The sequence below is a fragment of the Streptomyces sp. NPDC002825 genome, assembly GCF_040295385.1.
Classification (GTDB): Bacteria; Actinomycetota; Actinomycetes; order Streptomycetales; family Streptomycetaceae; genus Streptomyces.
Window position 1 is genome coordinate 54,816 of sequence record NZ_JBEOVH010000026.1, and the last position, 20,576, is coordinate 75,391.

Here is a 20,576-nt window from a genome sequence, read left to right on the forward strand (position 1 = left end):
GGACGAACGAGGGGGCGCGGCCGTGACCGCTGACACCACCGAGCCGGAGGAGTACGCCACCGGTCCCGCCGAGCGGAAGCGCGAGCAGCGGGGCTGGTACTTCTACGACTTCGCGTGCTCGGTCTACTCGACGAGCGTGATCACCGTCTTCCTGGGCCCGTACCTGACCTCGGTGGCACGGGCCGCGGCCGACGCCGAGGGCTTCGTGCACCCGCTGGGCGTCCCCGTGCGGGCCGGCTCGCTCTTCGCGTACGCCGTGTCCGCCTCGCTCGTGGTCGCGATCCTGGCGATGCCCCTGGTGGGCGCGGCGGCCGACCGTACGGGCCGGAAGAAGCCGCTGCTCGCGGCCTCGGCGTACCTGGGGGCGGCGGCCACGACGGGGATGTTCTTCCTCGCGGGCGACCGCTACCTCCTCGGCACCTTCCTGCTGATCGTGGCGAACGCCTCACTGTCGGTCTCGATGGTGCTCTACAACGCCTATCTGCCGCAGATCGCGGAGCCCGACGAGCGGGACGCCGTCTCCTCGCGCGGCTGGGCCTTCGGCTACACGTCCGGCGCGCTGGTCCTCGTCCTGAACCTGGTCCTCTACTCGGGGCACGACTCCTTCGGCCTCACGGAGGGCGAGGCGGTCCGGATCTGTCTGGCCTCGGCCGGCCTGTGGTGGGGCGCCTTCACGCTCGTGCCGCTGCGCCGGCTGCGCGACCGGCAGGTCCGCCCGGAGCGGCCCGGCCGGGCCGCCGAGGGGGCGGTGGGCAGTGGCTGGGCCCAGCTGCGGGCGACGCTGAAGGACATGCGCCGGCACCCGCTGACGCTCTCCTTCCTCCTCGCGTACCTGATCTACAACGACGGCGTGCAGACGGTGATCTCGCAGGCCTCGATCTACGGCTCCGAAGAGCTGGACCTCGACCAGACGACGCTCATCACGGCGGTCCTGCTCGTCCAGGTGCTCGCGGTGGCGGGCGCCCTCGGGATGGGGCGACTCGCCCGGGTGTACGGCGCCAAGCGGACGATTCTGGGCTCGCTGGCGGTCTGGACGCTGATCCTGGCGGCGGGTTACTTCCTACCGGCCCACTCACCGGTGTTCTTCTACTTCCTGGCGGCCGCGATCGGCCTGGTCCTGGGCGGCAGCCAGGCGCTGTCGCGCTCGCTGTTCTCGCATCTGGTGCCGCGCGGCAAGGAGGCGGAGTACTTCTCGGCGTACGAGATGAGCGACCGGGGGCTCAGCTGGCTCGGTCCGCTGGTGTTCGGTCTCGCGTATCAGCTGACCGGAAGCTACCGGGATGCCATCATCTCCCTGGTGATCTTCTTCGCCGTCGGTTTCACACTGCTCGCCCGGGTCCCGGTCCGGCGTGCGGTGGAGGCCGCGGGGAACCCGATACCCGACCGTATTTAGACGTGGCGGTGAAAGGGCGGTAGTGTACGCGTTTGGCCTGCCAGGCGGACCGTTACTGCGTGCTGCTTTGGTGAAGACACCGGGTCACATCTGCCGTCAGATGTGACAAAACGGGCACTGGTGGGTACAACAAGGGGCGGCACGACGGGCGACGCATGACCCGGCACGGGAATCTTTACCGCCGACCGGACGTTGACCGGATAACGACGACAGCGACACCTGTCCTGTGGGCGACAAGCCCGGGAGGCACGATTCATGAGTGAGCGAGCTCTTCGCGGCACGCGCCTCGTGGTGACGAGCTACGAGACCGACCGCGGCATCGATCTGGCCCCGCGCCAGGCGGTGGAGTACGCATGCGAGAAGGGACATCGTTTTGAGATGCCCTTCTCGGTCGAGGCGGAGATTCCGCCGGAGTGGGAGTGCAAGGTCTGCGGAATCCAGGCACTCCTGGTGGACGGGGACGGACCTGAGGAGAAGAAGGGCAAGCCTGCGCGTACGCACTGGGACATGCTCATGGAGCGCCGCACCCGCGAGGAGCTGGAGGAGGTCCTCGCCGAGAGGCTGGCCGTCCTGCGCTCCGGCGCGATGAACATCGCCGTGCATCCGCGCGACAGCCGCAAGTCCGCCTAGCGGATCGCCGCACAAGCACAACGCCGCGGGGCCCGGTACACGCATCGTGTACCGGGCCCCGCGGCGTTCCCGTGCCCTGTGTTCGGGGGCCCGCTCCCCCGGAGCGTGTTCGGGGGCCCGCTCCCCCGGAGCGTTGACGTGCCCCGGGGCGCTGGGGCGCTGCGAGCCTTGCTGTCCCCCGGAGCGTCGACGTGCCCCGCTCCCCGGAGCGTCTCCGGGGAGCGGGGCACGGGTCAGGTCAGGGCATCAGGGGCGGGCGCGGTTCGTCGGCCCGGTGCGGGCCCTGGGGCGTGTCCTCGCGGATGACCTCGCCCTGGACCACCTTCCCGTCCGGCCGGTGGATACGGGCCTGCTGGAACGCGTCCTGGAGGCTGCCGGGAGGCGCGGCGCTCATCCGGCGCTCGACGGCCTTCTCCGCGTACCGCCCGAGGAAGGAGCGGACCTGCGGGATCAGCAGGAGCAGGCCGGCCGCGTCCGAGAGGAGGCCGGGGATCATCAGGAGCAGGCCGCCGAGCATCAGGAAGCCGTTGCGGTCGTCCGACCCGGCCCGGTCGGCGGGCGAGGGCGCCACGCCGCTCTGCGCGGCTGCCTGGGCCTGCTGGAAGGTCGAGGTGAGGTTGCCGAAGGCGCGGCGGCCGGCCCGCTTGACGACGGTGGCGCCGAGCACGGCGCCGCCGACCAGCAGCGCGAGGACGGTCAGTCCGCCCGCCGCGTCCGCCACCACCGTGAGCAGCCAGATCTCCAGGACCAGCCAGGCGGCGAGGCCGAGCGGAAGGTACGTACGCGCGCGTGAGCGCTTCGGGGCGAGGGGAGGCGGTGCGCCGGTCGTCATGCAGCCCAGTGTGCCTGGCGCCCCGCCGGAACGTCGTAAAGGAGGGATCAGTACGGAGGGATCGGTACGGGGATCCGTACGGACGTCAGGAGGACTTGCGGCCGAGCAGCTTGCCGACCTTCTCCGCCCGCGCCGTCAGACCCCAGCCGGTGACCCGCCACAGCGCCTCGACGACGATGTTGCGGCTCATCTTCGAGTCGCCGACCTCGCGCTCCACGAAGGTGATCGGGACCTCGACGACATGGAAGCCGGCGGCGACCGCGCGGCGCGCCAGGTCGACCTGGAAGCAGTAGCCGGCCGAGGCCACGTCCTCCAGGCCGAGGCCCTCCAGGGTCTCCTTGCGGAAGGCCCGGTAGCCGCCGGTGACGTCGCGGATCGGCACGTCGAGCATCACGCGCGAGTAGAGGCTGCCGCCCCGGGAGATGAACTCGCGGGACTTCGGCCAGTTCACGATCCGGCCGCCCGGCACCCAGCGGGAGCCGAGGACCAGGTCCGCGCCCTTGAGGGCGGTGAGCAGCCGCGGGAGCTCCTCGGGCTGGTGGGAGCCGTCGGCGTCCATCTCGACGAGGACGCCGTAGCCGTGCTCGATGCCCCACCGGAAGCCGGCGAGGTAGGCGGCGCCGAGCCCCTCCTTGCCCTTGCGGTGCAGGACGTGCACATGGTCGTCCTCGGACGCGATCTCGTCCGCGAACTTGCCCGTGCCGTCAGGGCTGTTGTCGTCGGCGACGAGAACGTGCGCCTCGGGTACGGCTTCCCGCACCCGCGCGACGATCGGCTTGATGTTCTCCGCCTCGTTGTAGGTCGGAATGATCACCAAGGCCTTGCCGAGCGGGCCGTAACGCCTCTGGCCACCGTCGTTCACTACTGCCCCTTCGGATACATACGCAGGCCCCCACCATAGCGAGGTCCCCGGAGTGCTCCGGCGCGGCGGGTCGGGTGGGACGGGTGACGCGGGGCGCGCGCCCCGGTGAGGTGCGGTGCGGGGCCCGGCGTCCTTCGGTCCGACCTGGGATCCGCTGGCTGCGGGTCGACCGAGAGCCGTTGTCTACTGAACGTCCGGGCCCCACCCGGGTCGCACCTTCCGCCGGAGAAACCTTCCCTCGCGACCGAGGCGCGGGCGGCGTTCGGCTACGGCGTGGGGGTGCGGTCCGGTCGGACGTCCTGTGGTGGACGCCGTGAACCTACCCGCCCCCGCCCGGCGACTGTCAACACCCGCTTGACCTGCGAAGACTTCCCAAAACCGCAGGCAGGAGGGGAAGATCCGCAGGTGGGGGACAAGCGTGCGGGACCGTGGTCCTGGGTGCGGAATGTCCCCACATCACTCGTTCGGCCGTACGAAGACCGTCTGCCCGTACACCACCGTGCGCAGACAGACCGGGAGCTCCAGACCGGGCGACAGATCGGGCAGGCCGGGCGTTCCGGACCGGGGGTCGGTGGACCAGCGGGCGACCCGGTCGTCGGGCGCCTGGACGACGAGCTCCTCGGTGCGCCAGACCGCGTAGTCGGCGGGGGCGCCGGGGACCAGCGTGCCCGCGTCGTCCCGGCCGACGGCCCGCCAGCCGCCCCGGGTGTGGGCGGTGAAGGCGGCCCGGGCGGAGATCCGGTGCTCGGGGGTCCGGTGGAAGGCGGCGGCGCGGACGGTGCCCCAGGGGTCGAGCGGGGTGACCGGGCTGTCGGAGCCGAAGGCCAGCGGCACACCGGCGCGCAGGAGGGCGGCGTACGGGTTGAGGGTGCGGGCCCGCTCGGCGCCGAGCCGGTCGGCGTACATGCCGTCCTCACCGCCCCAGAGGGCGTCGAAGGCGGGCTGGACGGAGGCGGTGAGGCCCAGCTCGGCGAAGGCGGCGATCGTCTCGGGGGTGAGCATCTCGACGTGCTCGACGCGGTGCCGGGCGGCGCGGATCCGGGCCAGGCCGAGCTTGTCGGCGGCGGCCCTGACGCCCTCGACGACGGCGGACACGGCGGCGTCGCCGATGGCGTGGAAACCGGCCTGGAGGCCCGCCTCGGTGCAGGCGACGACGTGCAGGGCGACGGCGGCCGCGTCCAGGTGGGCCGAGCCGCGGTGCCCGGTGTGGTCGGCGTACGGCTCGTGGAGGCAGGCGGTGTGGGAGCCGAGCGAGCCGTCGGCGAAGAGGTCGCCGGCCGCGCCGAGGGCGCCCAGGGCCCGCGCCCGCTCGACGTCGAGGTCGGCCCAGTAGCCGACGACGCGGGGTCCGGCCTCCTCGCGCGCGAGGTCCAGGAGGCCGGTGAAGTCCTCCTCGGAGGAGATCTGCGGTCCGCCGCACTCGTGGAGGGTGCCGATGCCGAGGGAGGCGGCCTTGAGCCGGGCGGCGCGCTGGGCCTCGGTGCGCTGCTGCGGCGACACGGCGGCGAAGGCGGCCGCGCGCACGGCGTGGTGGGCGTCGCCGGTGAGCGGCCGCTGTCCGTCGTGGAAGCCGTCCAGGTCGCGGACGCCGGGCACGAGGTCGAGGAGGGCGGTGGTGACGACGGCCGAGTGGACGTCGATCCGGGTCAGGTAGAGCGGGCGGCCGCCGGTGAGCTCGTCGAGCTCGGCGCGGGTGAGCGGGCGGCGCTCGGGCCAGCGGGAGGCGTCCCAGCCGTGGCCGATGAGGATGCGGTCCTCGGGGCGGGCGGCGGCGTGGGCCCGGATCAGCTCGGCGGCCTCGGCGAGCGAGGCGGCGGAGGACAGGTCGAGCCCGGTGAGGGCGAAGCCGGTGGCGGTGGTGTGCACATGGGCGTCGACGAAGGCCGGGGTGACGAGCGCGCCCTCCAGGTCGACGACCTCGTCCACGCCGGACGCGAAGGCGTCGGCCGCGCCCTCCGAGCCCACCCAGGCGACATGACCGCGCTCCACCACCATGGCGGTGGCGAAGGGGTCTGCGGGGCTGTGGACTTCTCCACCGCGCAGCAGCACGGTGCGGTGTTCGCCGGAGGACATGCTTTCACTCATGCCCACCAGGCTAGGACCTGCCCGGACCCGGTTTGTCCGGCAGGTCCCCCCTGGCGCGCCGCTCGCGTCAGATGCGCGGCGGCCTGGCCTCGTACGGCGTGGACAGGACGACCGTCGTGCGGCTGGAGACGCCGGCCTGGGAGCGGATGCGGCTGAGCAGGTGCTCCAGCTCCAGCGGGGTGGCGACGCGGACCTTGAGGATGTAGTTCTCGTCGCCCGCGACGCTGTGGCAGGCCTCGATCTCGGGGATGTCGGCGAGCCGGTCGGGGGTGTCGTCCGGGGCGCTGGGGTCGAAGGGTTTGACCGAGATGAACGCGGTGAGCGGCAGACCCACGGCCTCCGGGTCGACGACGGCGGCATAGCCGCGGATGACACCGCGCTGCTCCAGCCGGCGGACGCGCTGATGCACCGCCGACGTGGACAGGCCGGTGGCCTTGCCCAGGTCGGTGTAGCTCATGCGCCCGTCCTTGACGAGCAACTCCACGATCTGACGATCCAGCTCCTCCATGCGGTGACCCTATGACCCCGGCGGGAATCGGGCACAGCCGGGGGCGGGCCGTATAGGGCGCTATGGGCTGTCACGGGGCACCTGCGACAGGCATGTGACGAACGCCACAGGTTTGCGTCCGCCCCGACGTCTCGGCTCACGGTTATGCGGAGTTCCGCATGGGAAGGGCTTGCTGTGGTCGAGGCCGTACAGATCCGGCCGACCCAGCCGAGGGGGAGAATCCCAATGCAGGAGCCTGTTGAATCGGTCGACACGTCCGACGAGCTCGACGCGTACGACACCTTTGAGATGTTCCGGGTCGTCTGCCCGGAGTGCGTGCAGCCCATCGCGCTGCTCGCGGACGAGGACGCGCTGCCGGAGCACGCCCTCTGCCCGACGCCGTGGAACCCCTTCGTCCTGACGGTCTGCCCGGGCACGGGCCTCTCGGCCTCCGAGGCCCGTCCCGCCGACGACGTCCTGGGCGTCCAGGAGCAGGACACCGCGCTGCTCCTGACGCTCCCCCAGGGTCTCGACTGGCGCACGCAGCCCTTCTCGCACGTCGGCGGTCCGGGCTCGCGTCCGATCCGGGTGCCGCAGATGCGGCGCGCGGCCTGAGCCGTCCGGCTACCAGTAGCTTCCCCGCACCATCGCCGCGAGCGTGGCGTGGTGCAGGATCAGGCCGTCCGGGTCACCGGGCACCTCGACCTCGCCGAAGTGGGCCTGGCGGTACGCGATCCTGAGCATCACGATCGCGTGCCGCAGCGCCGCGTAGAGCGTGTGGAACTCCATGTCGCGCGGGGTGTGCCCGGTCAGTTCCGCGTACCGCCGCTCGACCGCGTCGCGCCGCAGGAAGTCCGGCAGTCCGGGCTGGCCGAAGCCGACGGTCAGGTCCTGGAAGAAGCGGTGCAGATAGACCGCCCAGCCGAGGTCGACCTCGCGGGGGACGTACGCCGCCATCTCCCAGTCGAGGACGGCGGCGGGGGTGAACCCGTCGTAGACGATGTTCCCGATGCGCGCGTCGCCCCAGCCGAGGACGGCGGGGCCCTCGTCGGCCGGCCAGTGCTGCTCCAGCCAGTCGAAGGCCGACTCGATGAGCGGTGAGGGCGCGAGTCCCTCCACCACCCAGGCATAGTAGGCGCGTTGGGCGTCCACGTGCCGGCGCAGCGGGCTTCCGGCGCCTTCGGGCAGCAGGAACTCCGCTTCCTTGGCGGGGAACTGATCGTGCAGCCGGGCCAGTACGGAGACGGACTCGGCCTCCAGGAGGGCGCGTTCGGCGTCGGTGGCGGCGTGCAGCCAGTTCCCCTCGTACGTGTAGGGCATGACGTCCGGCGGTACGCGGCCCTCGGCGCGGGCCATCACGAAGAAGGGCGCGCCGAGCGGTTCCGGGTCCTCCTCCAGCCAGAGCACGCGCGGCACGGGCACGTCGGTGTGCTCGGCGACGAGGCGCATCACCCGGTGCTGGCGCGCCATGTCGTAGACGGGGAAGACGGTGTACGCGGCGGGGTCGGCGGCCAGCCGCAGGGCACAGCCGCGGACGGGCGCGTCCGGGTGGTCGAGGTCGAAGAGCAGGGTCTCGCTGGACATGCCGTTGGAGCCGGGGACGGCGAGGCCGTCGACCCTGGCGCCGGGCAGGTGCCGGTCCAGCCAGGCGGTGAGCCTCCGGCCGAGCTCCTCGGGGTCGCGGGTGGTGGTGCGGGGGCGTGGGGCGGTTGCCACATCGGCCTCCTCAGTTGGCCGTCGAGGTGTGGTCGGCGAAGCCGCTGGGGTCATGGCGGCCGAAGGAGCCGTGTTCGAAGATGCCGTAACCGGTGCGGCCGTCGAGGGTGAAGCGGGCGGCGTGGTCGGTGACGCCGTAGGCGGCCATGGGGTGGGCGGCCGGGTCGGAGAGGTCGTAGACGCGGCGGTCGGTCCACCCGCGGCCCTGCCAGGTGCCGTGCTGCCAGTCGATGGCGGGCGGGTAGCCGGCGCCGACGGCGAGCGGGGAGGAGGCGAGGATCTCGACGCCGATCTCCAGGGGCTTCCCGGCCGGGTCGGCGAGATGGACCGTGGCCCGCTCGGGGTGGCGGGTGCCGGGCCGGTACGTGATCTCGGTGCGGGGCCAGCCGAGTTGGGTGTCGCGGCGGCCTTCACGTACGAGCAGGGCCTCGTTGAGGCTGCGGTAGCCGTCGGCGTCCTCCTGGGCGATGACCATGAGGAAGCGGTCCTCGAAGCGCATCGGGATCCAGAGCCAGTGGAAGCCCTCGGGGCGGAACTCGGCTGCGCGGCCCGGATCCTCGCCGGGGATCGGGCGGACGCCCCAGCTGCGGTCGCGGGTGCCGGTCCACTCCCCCGCCGTGACGGTGAACTCCTCGCCACCGGCCCTGATGGTGCCCGTGCAGTGCCCGGCCTGGACGAAGCGGCGACCTTCGAGGGTGAGGCGGCCGCCGTGGCGCTGGGTGTGGTGGGGCTCCCAGACGGCGGGGAAGTCGCCGGTCCATTCGAGGTCGAAGGAGAGGCCGTCGGGGTCGTCGGGGTCGGCCGCGCAGTGCAGGGAGAGGCGCTTGAGGGGTTCGTCGACGGTGATGGTCAGCGGGCCGACGGAGAGCCGCATCCGGTCGTCGCCGAGGGCGTCGGAGGCGCGCACGGCGTGCAGCCGGTCGCCGGTGCGCAGGGTGGCGTAGGCGTCCACGACGCCGGTGTTGGGATAGACGCCGAGACCGGCGATGAGCAGGGCCCGGCCGGTGTGGTCGAAGACGTGGAAGATGCACCGGTCGTAGGCGTTGCGGTCGCCGCTGACGTGGTGCTTCATCGAGAGCGGTGCCTGGTGCACGGGGTATTCGTCGAGCGCGACGGGCCGGTCGTCGTCCACGGCTGACCTCCTGAGCGGCGAATGGGATCTGACGGTACGTCAGCTCCCGCTCGGGGGGCCAGAGTCGTGCACCGGGTACCGGGCGAACTGCCGCTCGAATCCGCGCGGCGGTGACCCCGGCAGCCGGGGCGCGTTGGTCCGGGCATGACCACGCTGTACACCACTCCCAGCGGTTACGGTCGGCACCGGCAGGCCGAACCGCGCGGTGAAGAATCGGTTCGCCAGACGCCGTCGACGGCGCCGGAGCAGGCGCCCGCACCGGCCCCCGTACCCGTCCCGGTCCCCGTACCGGTGCAGGGGCAGGCGCAGTCGCAGATCAGGCCCCCCGCCCCCGACCACCCGCCGATCTACCGGGACGTGCTCTCCCTCTGGGCGAGCCAGGGCCGCACCCTGCCCGGCCACCGCGACCAGGAATGGGCCCGGCTCGCCGCGGGACCGGTCTGGGCGGACCGCACCGTGCGCGTCAGCGGGACTCTGGTCCGACCAGGTGACGGGCGATGACCACGCGCTGGATCTGATTGGTCCCCTCGACGATCTGGAGCATCTTCGCCTCGCGCAGATACCGCTCCACGGGGAAGTCCGCCGTGTAGCCGTAGCCGCCGAGCACCTGCACCGCGTCCGTCGTGACCTGCATCGCGGCGTCCGTGCAGAACAGCTTGGCCATCGCCGCGCTCCGGCCGAAGGCCCGCCCCTCGTCCCGGAGCCGCGCCGCCTCCAGGTACAGCGCCCGGCCGGCCTCGATCCGGGTCGCCATGTCGGCGAGCAGGAAGCGCAGTCCCTGGAAGTCGGCGATCGGCCGGCCGAACTGGCGGCGGCCCCGTGCGTACGCGACGGCCTCGTCCAGGGCCGCCTGGGCCAGGCCGACGGCGCAGGCGGCGATGCCGAGCCGCCCCGAGTCCAGGGCGTCGAGCGCGATCGCGAAGCCCTGGCCCTCCGCGCCGAGGCGCCGGTCGTCCGCGACCCGCACCCCGTCGAAGTGGAGCTGCGCGGTGGGCGAGCCCTTCATGCCCATCTTCCGCTCGGGAGGGGCGGCGCTCAGCCCCGGAGCGTCCCCCGGCACGAGGAAGGCGGTGATGCCGCGCGCGCCCGGCCCGCCGGTACGGGCCATGACCGTGCAGAAGTCCGCGATCCCGCCATGGGTGATCCAGGCCTTGGTGCCGTCGACGACCCACGCGTCACCGTCCCGGACGGCCCGGGTCCGCAGGGCCGCCGCGTCCGATCCGGCGGAGGGCTCGGAGAGGCAGTACGCGCCGAGGAGCCCGCCGCCGAGCATCGCGGGCAGGTGCGCGGCCCGCTGCTCCGGAGTGCCGAAGCCGGCGAGCGCGTGGCAGGACAGGCTGTGGACGCTCACGCCGAGCCCGACGGTGAGGCGGGCGGCGGCGAGCTCCTCAAGGACCTGGAGGTAGACCTCGTACGGCTGGCCGCCCCCGCCGTACTCGGGGTCGTACGGCAGTCCCAGCAGGCCGGAGCGGGAGAGCAGCACGAACAGCTCGCGGGGGAAGCGCCCGGCGGCCTCCTCCTCGGCGGCATGCGGGGCGATCTCCCGGCGGGCGATGTCCCGCACGAGGGAGAGCAGTTCCCGGGCCTCGTCGGTGGGCAGTCGGCGCTCCACGCCGTCCGCGGTGCTGTCGGCCATGGCCGGACGCTCCTCCCTGCCGGGCGCGCGGGGCGCGGCGATCGGGGGGAGTATGCCCGTTCCGTACCGGGGGATCACATGGCCGCCGGGGATCCACACGGTTGCCGGTCGCCCGGCGTCGGGTCACATGAGGCCGGCCCGCGTGACGAGGACTGCGAGCAGGACGACGAGGGTCCAGCCGAGGACGTGCTCCAGGATCTTGGGGCCGTCGTCACGGGGGCCGCCGGTCCGTGCGCGGGCGAGGGGACGGGAGTGGGTGGTGGACGTCATGCCGACCACCTTGCGCCAGGGGGGCGGGCCGGGGATAGGACGCCGGTCACGTCCCGGGGGCCGGGGGCGGCCGCGCTCGGGGCGGGCGCCGCGGCTCGGTCCGGGGGCGCAGCGGCCCGGGTCGGCCGGGGGGGGGGAGCCGGTCGCGTCGCCCGGTCCCGCGGCTCGCGGATCAGGGGCGCCGGTCGCGTCTCCCGGTCCTGCGGCTCGCGGGATCGGGGGCGCCGGTCCCCTCCCCCGGTCCTGCGGCTCGGGGGACGAACCGTCGAGAGGTCCTCGGGGGCAGTCGCCCACCGCCGCGTACGCTTCGAGCCAGCCCGTCGCCTGTCGGTCGCCGCGGGTGAGGACGGCCGCGCCGCGGCGCCCCGCCGAGGGGTCGGCCGGGGCGGCGGGCGGCAGGAACAGCGTGGTCATTGGTGCGGCACGTGCCGGGTCTGCAGTGTCTGTCCTGCGGTGAGGATGAGCCGTCTCTTCACTCCTGCTTCGACAACAGGAAGTCGAGACTCTCCCTGCCCTCCGCGGCCAGGGGATTCGAGGGTCGCCCCGCATGCCGACTTGCGGCACAAATGGACCACCGTGGCGCTGACCAACGGAGTGTCCATTCACGAGGTGTCTCGCCGGCTCGGACATCGTTCGATCAAGGTCACGGTGGACCGGTACGGCCACCTCACGCAGGACGGCCAGGAGCGCTGCCGTCAGGTCGTCGAGGCGGCCGTGAGCCCTCCATGGTCACACCAGGCCGAGTGCCTGCAGCGCGCGGTGCTGGCCCGGTACCGGCTCGACCGGCCAGAAGAGGTAGCAGACACCGCCCGTACCGCTTCTGACCTTGCCGTTCGCGTCGCACCTCTTCGTCCGCAGCCAGATGTTCTCCAAATGGGAGGGCCCACTCACCACACAGCACCACACCTACACAAACATGCAGGTCAGAGACATGGACTGCGTAAGACAAATCGAGCGAAGACTCGCTGGTGCTGACCTGGTGCTGACTTCCGCTGGCGTCCGTTCCGGTCCATCAGGGTGCGTCGTGCTGGATCGGTGCTGACTCCGGGGCCCTCGGCCCTAACAGAACTCCACGGACACCCGCCCGAACACCAGAACGTGTTCCGGATTCATTCCGCCACTCTCCAGGGTCGCGATGATCCCTGCCGACAACAGGATTCCGATCAGCGCAGCCTGCATACGGAGACCGATCGTTCCCGGCCACTGGACGGCCGGACCGAAAGGGTTTCCGGCCGCGAGAGCCTCCACCGCAGCCTGTACCAGGCCAGCGTCACACCTCCACCCCACGTACACGGCCGCCGAAGCCGTCTCGGCGTCGGGATCCAGATTGAATCCTTCCTCCGAGAGCCCGGATCATGCTGTCGAGCAGGTCACAAAGAAACCCCACCGAGCCCGCCGGCGCGGTTTCCGTTTCGCCGAGTCGTCGGGCCCGACGAGCAAGGATCAGGGGCGCAGACTCTGCACCTACACCGCACTTCCATGCCCGTGCGGATCTGGTACCTCTACCTGGAATCCGGCCGAGGCCAGGATGCCCAGCAGGGCGCTCTGCATGATCTTGTGAATGTCCCGGTGGTGGCGCACGACCGGAGGCGGATCCGCGTAGTCGATCCCCTTCTCGAAGAGTTCGAGGGCAGCGGTCTGCAACTCCGCGTCCGTCCGCCAGTCCACGTACACTCCGCCTTCGAGGATCCGGTCCACGTGGACATCCGCACCGGGCCTGTCCAGCGAGCCACCGTCGAGGTCGGCTCTGCGGGCGGGAAGTCCGGCCCGGACCAGTTCACAGCAGACACGGTCGGCCAGATCGTTCCACCCGGCGATGGCGTCGGGTGGGGCTTGGGGAGGCAGATCGAATCTTGGGTTATTCACGGCCTTCTCATTCCTCGGCCTGCCGGCCGTCTGCTGTGGAGCGCAACAGGAGCCCCCACCGGCCCTCTTGACGTAGGTGGCGAGCAGGTCCTTCGCCTCGCGCCAGTAGTCGGGGTGGGCGGTTGGAACGCGTACCCCCCACCTGGCCGGCACCAGCGACGGAGCAGCGTCGTACCCGTACAGGCAGTAGGCCAGACCACCGCCTGACGTACTCATCCAGATGTGGATCCCGCCGGTACCGTGGGCCCAGTCCGTGGCGCTCGTCTTCTGACCGTCACGCAGTTTCGTGATCACGCCATCCTCGCGCCAGCGACACATGGGTACCTGGGCGCTGGCGTGTATGCCGGTCACGGCCGTGCGTGTTCCCGCGCGGGAGCTCGGCATGCGCGCATGTGCGAAAGTAGGGCCCCTCGGGCCGCTGGATCGAATGTGAACCCGCGGCGCCGAGAGGCCCTGCTTCAGTCACCGGATCCGGAACGCCGCTCGGTTACACGGCGTTCCGGGATCGGTCGAGCGGCATCCCTCAGGCAGGGCTGTAGCGCTCGATCATGCGGACCCCGCCGAAGCTCCAGTTTCCGGGAGCGGCCTCCCAGCCTCCGAGGTGGTAGTTGAGAGTGCCGTCGGTCTTGGCGGTCCAGGTGAACATCTTGACGCGGCCGTCCTCGTAGCCGTACATGCCGCCGACGTCGTCGCGGCCGTCGCCGTTGAAGTCACCGGTGACGATCTTCAGGTTCTCGCGCCAGAAGTTGCCGGCCGGGATGGTCCAGATCTCCCGTCGGTTGCCGAACTTCCCGTCGGTGCCGCTCGGGGTGAAGCTGATCATGGCGTCGTGGCCGTCGCCGTAGTCGTACCAGGTGACGATGTCGTCGCGGCCGTCGCCGTTGAAGTCGCCCGAGTGCACCGAGGTGGCCGCGAAGCTGCCCCAGTCAGTGCTGGACCAGCCGGAGACGGGTTCGTTGAAGGCGCCGTCGGGCTTGGCGGTGAAGGTGAACAGCTTGGTGTCACCGTTGGAGTAGCCGTAGAAGACGCCGAGGTCGTCGCGGCCGTCCGCGTTGTAGTCACCCGTGGTGAACTTCATGTTCGGCACGTACCAGCCGTCCGCCCGGTAGAACGAGGAGAAGGGGTAGTTGAAGCCTCCCTTGAGGTTGGAGGTGAAGGTGAACAGCTTGTCGCTGCCGTCGCCGTAGGAGTACCAGGCGGCGATGTCGTCGCGGCCGTCGCCGTTGAAGTCGCCGGACTGGGCGTGGATCGCGTCGAAGTTCCAGTGACCGGCGGGCACGCTCCAGGAGACGAACGGAGCGTTGAAGTTGCCGTCCCCCTTGCCCAGCCACGTGCGCAGGTTCACCCGGCCGTCTTCGTAGCCGTAGAAGGCCGCGATGTCGCCGATGCCGTCGCCGTTGAAGTCACCGGTGGTGTGCTTCATGTTCTCGGCCCAGTAGTTGCCGGCCGGGGTCGACCAGGCATGCAGCGGGGCCTTGAACGTGCCGTCCGTGTTGGTGGCGAAGCTGTGGATCTCGTCGTGGCCGTCGCCGTAGTCGTACCAGTTCGCTATGTCGCTGCGGCCGTCGCCGTTGTAGTCGTGGCGGACGGAGGTGCCGCTCGACCACAGGGCTTGGCTCTTGTCGTTGTAGACGGTGAGGTCGCCGGAGTCCTTGAGGACGGCGAAGCCCTCACCGGCGTTGGTGGCCTTGGTGGCCTGCAGGCAGTTGTTCTGGGCGTCGCAGACGGAGAGGTTGCCGTTGTCGTCGACGCGGGCGAAGGAGTTCGCGGGGCCGGCTGCGCTGCTCCACACCTTCGCGCCGGACTTGCTCGTGATGACCAGCTTGCCGTCGAAGCCCATGGTCAGGGTCGAGGACTGACTGGTGATGGAGTGTCCGGGGGCGATGACGGTCTTGGGGGCGAGGCGGATGCCGCCGGTGATGCCGTCGATGACGTAGGGGGCGTCGAAACCGGTGAGGCTGGTGGGTGTGCCCTTGCCGCGCCAGCCGACCATGGTGTTGTCGGCCTTGCGGGCCCACAGGTCGGGGATCTTGTCGCCGTCGGTGATTCCGTCGCCGGAGCCGTCGCCGTCGAGGTCACCGGAGACGCCCAGCTGGGGGTACAGGGACTTCGTCAGACCGCTGCCGATCTTGACCCGGCCTTGGCCCCAGGTGGCGAAATTCATCTTCTTGTCGTTGGCGGGGTCGGCCGTGGCGTACGAGCGGAAGAGGTCACCGGTGGCGTCGTCACGGAGCAGCAGGTCCGGGAGCTTGTCACCGTTGATGTCGCCGGTGGAGACGATCGTGTACTTGTTCCACTCCGACGTGGTGTCCCCGATCGGGGCGACAGCACCCGTGCCGAAGCCGATGGTGGCCGCGCGAGTGCCGCGGTAGAACCACAGTTCGTTCGCCGCCCTGATGAGGACGTCGGGCTTGGTGTCACCGTCGAAGTCGCCGCCAATGACCTGGTCGGCGTGGGCCCAGTGGTTGTTCGACGTCCTGGTCACCCGGAGGGTCATCGGGCCCTCGTCGGCGTTGACGAGCCCGATGCCGTTGTTCTTGTAGACCTGGAGGTCCTTGTCGCCGTTCTGGTTCGGGTTGGGGACCAGGGCGAGGAGGTCGCGGTAGCCGGTCCGCCTCGTGCCGGTGGAGTTTCTGACTGATGAGCAGGCCGTTATCTGTACCTGTCCTTAAGAAGAGCCGAACTGAGCAGGTCATCTACTTCGCTGACAGTGTCAGCGAAGCGGCTCCTCCGCGGTTCCGGACTGGGCTGCGGTGACATCCCCTGTCCACCAGTCCGGCTTGTCGGTGGGCGTCCAGGCCATGGTGACCGGGTTTTGGAAGGTGTCCTCGATCCAGCGGTGCATGGCCTCCTGAGCGGACTCGGGTGAGCCGTCGGGAGATTCGTTGGGAAGCGCGCCGTCCAGGACACCGCCAGGATCGGCGAGGTAGACCGCGAAGCGCCACTTGACTGGGGTCCTGAACAGCACGACCGTGGCGGGTCGGCCCAGTCGGCTGCGCCAGTCCTGCCTGGGCCTGGGCATCAGGTGCTTGCCTTCCATTCGTCGAGCTTGATCTTCACCTGGTAGTTGTGGCCGGCATGCCAGATGACTTCGCCGCTGACGCGGGTTCCGATGAGCGGGAGTACTGCATCCCGGGGCATCGCCGTGATCTCGGCCAGGCCGATCGCGTCCGGGGCATTGTCGATGGTCATGAAGACACCGAAGGGCTGGCGGCCGACGACCTCGCCGGTCACCGAGGTTCCGACGGGCAAGGCCAGACAGGTCGCGGACCAGGCTGCCCTGGACCGAGCTCCGGCCTCGACGCCGTTGTCCGGCCACGAGTATTCGTCCATGCGCCGATCATGACATGCGCCGGATTCGCCTCGAACGGGTTCGTCCAGGGGCGGACTAGGAGAGCGTCAGTCGCGTTGGGCCGCGGACTGTATGGGGATACGGCGGCGAAGGTCGCGGAGTTGTCCGAGCGCGACGGCGAGCTCGGTCCGGAGCCGCTCGTTGTCCTCGTTGAGTTTCCGGTTGGCGCCCCGCAACGCGCGCACGATGGCTTCGTGGGACTTGGTGGTGATGCGTTCTTTGTCGGGCAGGGCGGGTCGGTCCGAGGCGGGCTGTCTGTTGGCGAGGGCCCGCAGTCTGGCCAGAAGGGCTGACTGGGCGCCGTCGTAGAGGAAGGTCCGGGAGACTCCGGCTCGGGAGGCGACACCGGCAACGGTGATGGGCCCGCCGTCGCGCTCCAGGCTGTCGAGGGCGGCTTGGACGCGGTCGATGCAGTCCAGGCGGCGTTGCTGGGCGGCCTCGGCCAGGTGGGCGGAGTTGTCAGCGCGCATCGGCTGTCTGCCCGGTCGTGTGGTGCCCGGTGTCGCCCGCGTCCAGTGTCGGGGCCAGTTCGTCGTGTTCCTGGTCGGTGATGCGGGCGATGACGTGCTCGACTGCGGTGGCCAGTCGCTCGTGACGGCGACAGCGCGGGGACGTTCTGCCGCTTCGGCACCGGCCTGAAGTTCGCGGGTGCGGGCGAGAGTGTCGAGGTGAATGGGCAGGAACTGTCGATCGGTTTGGAAGTCCTCGCAGAAGTAGCAGCCGTCGGCGGCGGTCTTTGGGCAGGGACGTGCGATGTGCCGTCCGCACCAGCCGCCGGCCACCGCGTGGAGACGGCGCCCGATCCTCTCGGCGAGCCACTCGACGCCGGACAGGTCGGCGTCGCGGCGGACCCTGACGGCCTCGCCCTTGAGGTTGAAGCGGACCTCGTACTTCTCCTCGTACTCGCGGCGAAGGGTGTCGTCCGCGATGCGCGAGTAGTGCTCCTGCATTGCCCAGGAGGTGTGCCCGAGGACCTCGCGGATGGTGCGGCCGGACACGCCCGCGTTCGCCATCCTAGTGCCGAGCGTGTGGCGGAACTGATGCCAGCTGACGGCAGCGGGGTCGCCGTTGGAGTCGATGAGGCGAATCCGCTTCAGCCAGGCGTCGAATCGGGTGTCGACAGTGCCGTAGGGCATCGGATACTTTCCGTCCGGGTTCCCGCTGACCTTGGGGAACAGCCATTGGCAGGCGCCACCGAACCGCTCCCGCACCCGGCCGTGCTGTTCCCGGATCGCGTCCGCCACCACGCGCGAGGCGGGGATGGCCCGGAAGCTCTTGTCCTTGCTCTTGTAGTGGACCAGGGCCCAGCGGCCTGACGGGGTCTTCTTCAGGCAGTCGGTCTTCAGGGTGAGTGCTTCGCTGATGCGTAGGCCCTCGTCGCGGCAGATCAGCACCAGTGTGCGGGTCTCGGGGGCGAGCAGCGCCAAGTTCTCCTCGGACTCGATCTGCTCCTTCAGACACTCGTCGATGAAGTTGGCCTTCATCCCGCGCGGCCGCGGGTATTCGTCCCGGTGAATCCGGGCGCCGGCGGGTAGCGCGGGCTGCCAGTCGTAGCGGCGCCACGTTTCGAGCATGGTGGAGACCGCCGACAGCAGGCGGCTGCGGCTGCCCGGGGACACGGGCTGGCCGAAGTACGGCCCCTGCCGTTCCACGGTCCTGCGGCCGACCCAGCCGATGTACGACTCCAGCAGGGGTCGGTCCAGCACCGCTGGGTCGTTCTGCCGGTCGGGGTGGGCTTCCGCGAGGAACCGGGAGAAGAGGACGAAGTCGTGGAGGTTGCGCGCGGCCGACCGCAGTTCCGTGCGCGCGAGCCGTAGTCGCAGGTAGCGCTTGATGGCTTGCCTCAACCATGGCTGAGCGATGCCGGTGAAGTCCAGCGGGGCGACGCGCTGCCGCTCTTCGATGCTGTAGCCGAGCTGGTCCGGTCGCCACACGTCCCTGTCCCACTCCTCTGCTGGCCCATCGAGGTCGCCGAGGGCCTCCAGCAGGTCCGTGAAGAGCTGCGGGACGGTGGTGTGGTTCAGCGACAGGTGACGCCAGTAATCGGCTGGGCGGTCCCGCACCGAGGAGACGCCCTCGGCGATGACGGTGTTGACCGCGCGGACCCAGGAACTGGGGACCACCTTGGAGCGTCGTTGGTCGGTACGGAGCTGGAGCAGGTACTGGAACTCCAGCGCCACCAACGGCGGCAGGCCCGTGACGGAGAAGCTGGGGGCGTTGCGGAGCTTCAGCTCGGCGGGCAGCGTGGCCAGCGGTGGCCGTCCGACCTTCGTCCACCGGTAGTGGTGCCCGTCGCACAAACCGTTGCGGCTGATCTCGTAGCCGCAGTCGGGGAAGCCGCACCGCCTGGTGGCCGGGCGGGAGAGCGCCGGGGCCGCGGCGGCGTACTGGGGGACACTGACGCGCTGGCCCCGCGAGTGCAGGCCGTTCAGGTCGGCCAGGTGGAGGTCGCACAAGCACGAGAGTCCGCCGGAGTGCCGGCATCCGCTGACCAGGCACGGTGCCACGTCCAAGCTCAGTCCAGCCGGCCAGTTCGCCGGGTCCGCGATCCACTGTTCGCGCTCGGGTCGGCCGGCCTTCCGCCAGGCCGCGTCATGCGCGGCGCACAACCCCCGCGAGGCGTTCCTCCTCAGGCACGTAGTGATCACGCACGGGGTCGGGGCCAGGAAGTGCCTGGCGGGCGGCACGAAGCACTCGACTCGGAACTCCGTCCGCACCACGCGAAGCAGGGCCGCGGCCTGCGGATCTCCGGGGAACGGAACCACAGCGGCCAGACGGCCGTCGGCGCTCACCACGAGCCCCGGAAGCCGACGCGGTCCAGCTCTTCGGCCAGGTCGTCCGTGTCCAAGTGGCCGTAGGTGTCCATCGTGGTCTGGACCGAGCCGTGCGTGAGCAGCTCACTCGCGACCTCCAGCCGCACGCCCGCCCGCAGAAGCGCAGTCGCGTGAGTGTGCCGGAACAGGTGCGGGTGAAAGGCGAGGCCTGCGCGTCGCCGCAGCCGCTTGACCAGGCTCATCGCCGCCCAGTACGTCATTGGCGTGCCGACCGATCCGTTCCACAGGTTCACGAACACGTAGTCGCAGTCCAGCTCGCCGTACTCGGCGAACAGGTAGTTCGTATAGAGGTCGAGCAGCGTCTGCCGGACGGGGATCTCCTTGAGGTCGCGGCTCTTGCCGCGTGCGCGGTTGGCGTTGTCCTCGCGGGGCCGCAGCGTGAGCGTCCGCCGGTCCGTGTTGATGTCCTCGTGCCGCAGCCCCAGCGCCTGCCCGATCCGGCAGCCCGTCTCGAACATCAACGCCATCAGCAGCCGATCCCTCAACCGCTCGCACGCATCGAGGATCCGTTGCACCTCGGCGTCGGTCAGCGTCGTCGGCCGCCGCTTGACCTGCTTCAGCCGCGTCGGCCGTCCATTGACCTGCCGCTCCGCGATGCCGGCAAGGAATCCTCCGTGGTCGCCGATCGATGTCGCCCGGCGGTGCGTCAGTTGGGCTCCCATGCCGATGCCGCGGCGAGCAAGGAACCCGTAGAACATGTAGACGCTGTCCAGCGCGCGGTTCACCGTTGACGGCTCCCGGGCCGGACCATCGGCGTCCGCTGACCGCAGCCGCCCCGGCTGGACCGGACGCCGCAACCACCCGGCGAACTGGTCCACTTGCTCGGGGGACGCCGCCAGCAGGTCAACGTCCAGGAGCTGAAGGAAGACCAGCCATGCCTTCAGGTCGAAGGCGCGGGCCCGCAGGGTGTTCGGCGAATGCTCCCGGTCGGTGCACAGGGCGAGGTAGTCGTCCACCATCTCGACGACCCGTCCCTCGCCGTCCACGACGGTGTACGTCTCGTGGCGCATCCCCGTTCCCACGACCCGTCGCACGTACATCCCAGCCCCTCCGCGCCCAGTGGATCCCTTGGATGGAGCAACGACGGTCGCGGACAACGGTCACAAGCGAGTGTCAGCGACAGAGGCGGACACCTGGTTGGGCACCACGTGGCGTACGTCCCTGACACCGTCGGCCCGGGTACAGATAAAGGCCGAGGCGTACGGGACGTTCACCGAGGCCCCCACGCGCCCGGAGCTGGAGGGGTTCTTCTTCCTCGACGATGACGACCGCGATCTGATCGCGCTGCGGAGTACCGACGCGCACCAGCTAGGCATCGAGGTGCAGATCTGCACGGTCCGCTACGTCGGCCGGTTCCTGGGCGAGGACCCGCTCGCCGTGCCGGTGGGAGACCGTGGAGTACCTGGCCGGGGGCCGCAACGGCACCCTGCGAATCCGGCGGCAGGTGATTCACTAAAAGGACGCTTTCGGAAAGTACACGC

At 70.6% G+C, this 20,576-nt stretch carries 18 protein-coding genes and 2 pseudogenes; 5 read left to right on the forward strand and 15 right to left on the reverse strand.

The annotated features are described in order from the left end of the window. Positions 1-22: 22 nt before the first annotated feature. Complete coding sequence (locus ABT041_RS28055; RefSeq protein WP_351189348.1) at positions 23-1,393, forward strand: MFS transporter; 1,371 nt, start codon at positions 23-25, stop codon at positions 1,391-1,393. A gap of 255 nt (positions 1,394-1,648) precedes the next feature. Next, on the forward strand, positions 1,649-2,023 hold the full coding sequence (locus tag ABT041_RS28060) for an RNA polymerase-binding protein RbpA (protein WP_015032218.1): 375 nt from the start codon (positions 1,649-1,651) through the stop codon (positions 2,021-2,023). 238 nt (positions 2,024-2,261) lie between these two features. Here ABT041_RS28060 and fxsA read toward each other — a convergent pair whose 3' ends face one another. The 4 genes from fxsA to ABT041_RS28080 all read right to left on the reverse strand — a co-directional run bounded on the left by fxsA (position 2,262) and on the right by ABT041_RS28080 (position 6,310). Further along, positions 2,262-2,855: an FxsA family membrane protein gene (gene fxsA / locus ABT041_RS28065; protein ID WP_351189351.1), complete on the reverse strand. Its 594-nt coding sequence runs from the start codon at positions 2,853-2,855 to the stop codon at positions 2,262-2,264. A gap of 85 nt (positions 2,856-2,940) precedes the next feature. Further along, positions 2,941-3,717 (reverse strand): polyprenol monophosphomannose synthase, encoded by a 777-nt coding sequence (locus ABT041_RS28070; protein WP_123450252.1) that lies wholly within the window; start codon positions 3,715-3,717, stop codon positions 2,941-2,943. 456 nt (positions 3,718-4,173) lie between these two features. Beyond that, the gene (locus ABT041_RS28075) at positions 4,174-5,802 is read right to left on the reverse strand and encodes an amidohydrolase (RefSeq protein WP_351189355.1); all 1,629 of its coding nucleotides are present in this window, start codon (positions 5,800-5,802) and stop codon (positions 4,174-4,176) included. A 67-nt stretch (positions 5,803-5,869) separates the two neighbouring features. Continuing rightward, on the reverse strand, positions 5,870-6,310 hold the full coding sequence (locus ABT041_RS28080; RefSeq protein ID WP_017242178.1) for an Lrp/AsnC family transcriptional regulator: 441 nt from the start codon (positions 6,308-6,310) through the stop codon (positions 5,870-5,872). A gap of 225 nt (positions 6,311-6,535) precedes the next feature. Here ABT041_RS28080 and ABT041_RS28085 point away from each other — a divergent pair, with 225 nt between their 5' ends. Further along, complete coding sequence (locus ABT041_RS28085; protein ID WP_078908239.1) at positions 6,536-6,904, forward strand: hypothetical protein; 369 nt, start codon at positions 6,536-6,538, stop codon at positions 6,902-6,904. Between the two features lie 9 nt (positions 6,905-6,913). Here ABT041_RS28085 and ABT041_RS28090 read toward each other — a convergent pair whose 3' ends face one another. Continuing rightward, positions 6,914-8,005 carry a phosphotransferase family protein gene (locus tag ABT041_RS28090; RefSeq protein WP_351189360.1) on the reverse strand — a complete coding sequence of 364 codons (1,092 nt, stop codon included), beginning with the start codon at positions 8,003-8,005 and terminating at the stop codon, positions 6,914-6,916. 10 nt (positions 8,006-8,015) lie between these two features. Next, on the reverse strand, positions 8,016-9,077 hold the full coding sequence (locus ABT041_RS28095) for an Rv3169 family protein (RefSeq protein WP_351189511.1): 1,062 nt from the start codon (positions 9,075-9,077) through the stop codon (positions 8,016-8,018). A gap of 204 nt (positions 9,078-9,281) precedes the next feature. Between ABT041_RS28095 and ABT041_RS28100 the strand changes: the two genes are divergently transcribed. Next, positions 9,282-9,638, forward strand: a complete 357-nt coding sequence (locus ABT041_RS28100; protein WP_351189363.1) for a hypothetical protein — start codon at positions 9,282-9,284, stop codon at positions 9,636-9,638. On the opposite strand, the gene ABT041_RS28105 is transcribed toward ABT041_RS28100, so the two are convergent. The 9 genes and pseudogenes from ABT041_RS28105 to ABT041_RS28145 form a co-directional block, all read right to left on the reverse strand. Further along, a complete protein-coding gene (locus tag ABT041_RS28105) occupies positions 9,601-10,773 on the reverse strand; it encodes an acyl-CoA dehydrogenase family protein (RefSeq protein WP_351189366.1) in 1,173 nt (390 codons plus the stop codon). The two genes, ABT041_RS28100 and ABT041_RS28105, sit on opposite strands and share 38 nt — an antisense overlap. Before the next feature lie 123 nt (positions 10,774-10,896). Further along, entirely contained in the window at positions 10,897-11,043 is a 147-nt protein-coding gene (locus ABT041_RS28110) for an SCO1431 family membrane protein (protein WP_351189369.1), read from the reverse strand. Between the two features lie 729 nt (positions 11,044-11,772). After that, positions 11,773-11,913 (reverse strand): annotated as a pseudogene (locus tag ABT041_RS28115) (peptidase C39 family protein); the annotation flags it as partial. Positions 11,914-12,507: 594 nt separating this feature from the next. Further along, positions 12,508-13,203 (reverse strand): hypothetical protein, encoded by a 696-nt coding sequence (locus tag ABT041_RS28120; RefSeq protein WP_351189372.1) that lies wholly within the window; start codon positions 13,201-13,203, stop codon positions 12,508-12,510. Positions 13,204-13,432: 229 nt separating this feature from the next. Then, a complete protein-coding gene (locus tag ABT041_RS28125) occupies positions 13,433-15,406 on the reverse strand; it encodes an FG-GAP-like repeat-containing protein (protein ID WP_351189375.1) in 1,974 nt (657 codons plus the stop codon). Between the two features lie 216 nt (positions 15,407-15,622). Then, positions 15,623-15,949 (reverse strand): hypothetical protein, encoded by a 327-nt coding sequence (locus tag ABT041_RS28130; protein ID WP_351189378.1) that lies wholly within the window; start codon positions 15,947-15,949, stop codon positions 15,623-15,625. Then, complete coding sequence (locus ABT041_RS28135; RefSeq protein ID WP_351189381.1) at positions 15,931-16,242, reverse strand: hypothetical protein; 312 nt, start codon at positions 16,240-16,242, stop codon at positions 15,931-15,933. Before ABT041_RS28135 ends, ABT041_RS28130 begins: the two co-directional genes overlap by 19 nt. A gap of 66 nt (positions 16,243-16,308) precedes the next feature. Next, positions 16,309-18,717: a tyrosine-type recombinase/integrase gene (locus tag ABT041_RS28140; RefSeq protein WP_351189384.1), complete on the reverse strand. Its 2,409-nt coding sequence runs from the start codon at positions 18,715-18,717 to the stop codon at positions 16,309-16,311. Between the two features lie 332 nt (positions 18,718-19,049). Then, positions 19,050-20,105 (reverse strand): tyrosine-type recombinase/integrase, encoded by a 1,056-nt coding sequence (locus ABT041_RS28145; protein WP_351189387.1) that lies wholly within the window; start codon positions 20,103-20,105, stop codon positions 19,050-19,052. Between the two features lie 151 nt (positions 20,106-20,256). On the opposite strand from ABT041_RS28145, the pseudogene ABT041_RS28150 reads away from it, so the two are divergent. Continuing rightward, positions 20,257-20,503 (forward strand): annotated as a pseudogene (locus tag ABT041_RS28150) (DUF4158 domain-containing protein); the annotation flags it as partial. Positions 20,504-20,576 lie beyond the last annotated feature (73 nt).

What these genes read in the sequence shown, in the direction of transcription:
- ABT041_RS28060 (WP_015032218.1), top strand. Translation starts at nt 1,649, where the DNA reads ATGAGTGAGCGAGCTCTTCGCGGCACGCGCCTCGTGGTGACGAGCTAC.
- fxsA (WP_351189351.1), bottom strand. Translation starts at nt 2,855, where the DNA reads ATGACGACCGGCGCACCGCCTCCCCTCGCCCCGAAGCGCTCACGCGCG.
- ABT041_RS28075 (WP_351189355.1), bottom strand. Translation starts at nt 5,802, where the DNA reads ATGAGTGAAAGCATGTCCTCCGGCGAACACCGCACCGTGCTGCTGCGC.
- ABT041_RS28080 (WP_017242178.1), bottom strand. Translation starts at nt 6,310, where the DNA reads ATGGAGGAGCTGGATCGTCAGATCGTGGAGTTGCTCGTCAAGGACGGG.
- ABT041_RS28085 (WP_078908239.1), top strand. Translation starts at nt 6,536, where the DNA reads ATGCAGGAGCCTGTTGAATCGGTCGACACGTCCGACGAGCTCGACGCG.
- ABT041_RS28095 (WP_351189511.1), bottom strand. Translation starts at nt 9,077, where the DNA reads ATGAAGCACCACGTCAGCGGCGACCGCAACGCCTACGACCGGTGCATC.
- ABT041_RS28100 (WP_351189363.1), top strand. Translation starts at nt 9,282, where the DNA reads ATGACCACGCTGTACACCACTCCCAGCGGTTACGGTCGGCACCGGCAG.
- ABT041_RS28105 (WP_351189366.1), bottom strand. Translation starts at nt 10,773, where the DNA reads ATGGCCGACAGCACCGCGGACGGCGTGGAGCGCCGACTGCCCACCGAC.
- ABT041_RS28110 (WP_351189369.1), bottom strand. Translation starts at nt 11,043, where the DNA reads ATGACGTCCACCACCCACTCCCGTCCCCTCGCCCGCGCACGGACCGGC.
- ABT041_RS28125 (WP_351189375.1), bottom strand. Translation starts at nt 15,406, where the DNA reads ATGACCCTCCGGGTGACCAGGACGTCGAACAACCACTGGGCCCACGCC.
- ABT041_RS28130 (WP_351189378.1), bottom strand. Translation starts at nt 15,949, where the DNA reads ATGGAAGGCAAGCACCTGATGCCCAGGCCCAGGCAGGACTGGCGCAGC.
- ABT041_RS28135 (WP_351189381.1), bottom strand. Translation starts at nt 16,242, where the DNA reads ATGGACGAATACTCGTGGCCGGACAACGGCGTCGAGGCCGGAGCTCGG.
- ABT041_RS28145 (WP_351189387.1), bottom strand. Translation starts at nt 20,105, where the DNA reads ATGCGCCACGAGACGTACACCGTCGTGGACGGCGAGGGACGGGTCGTC.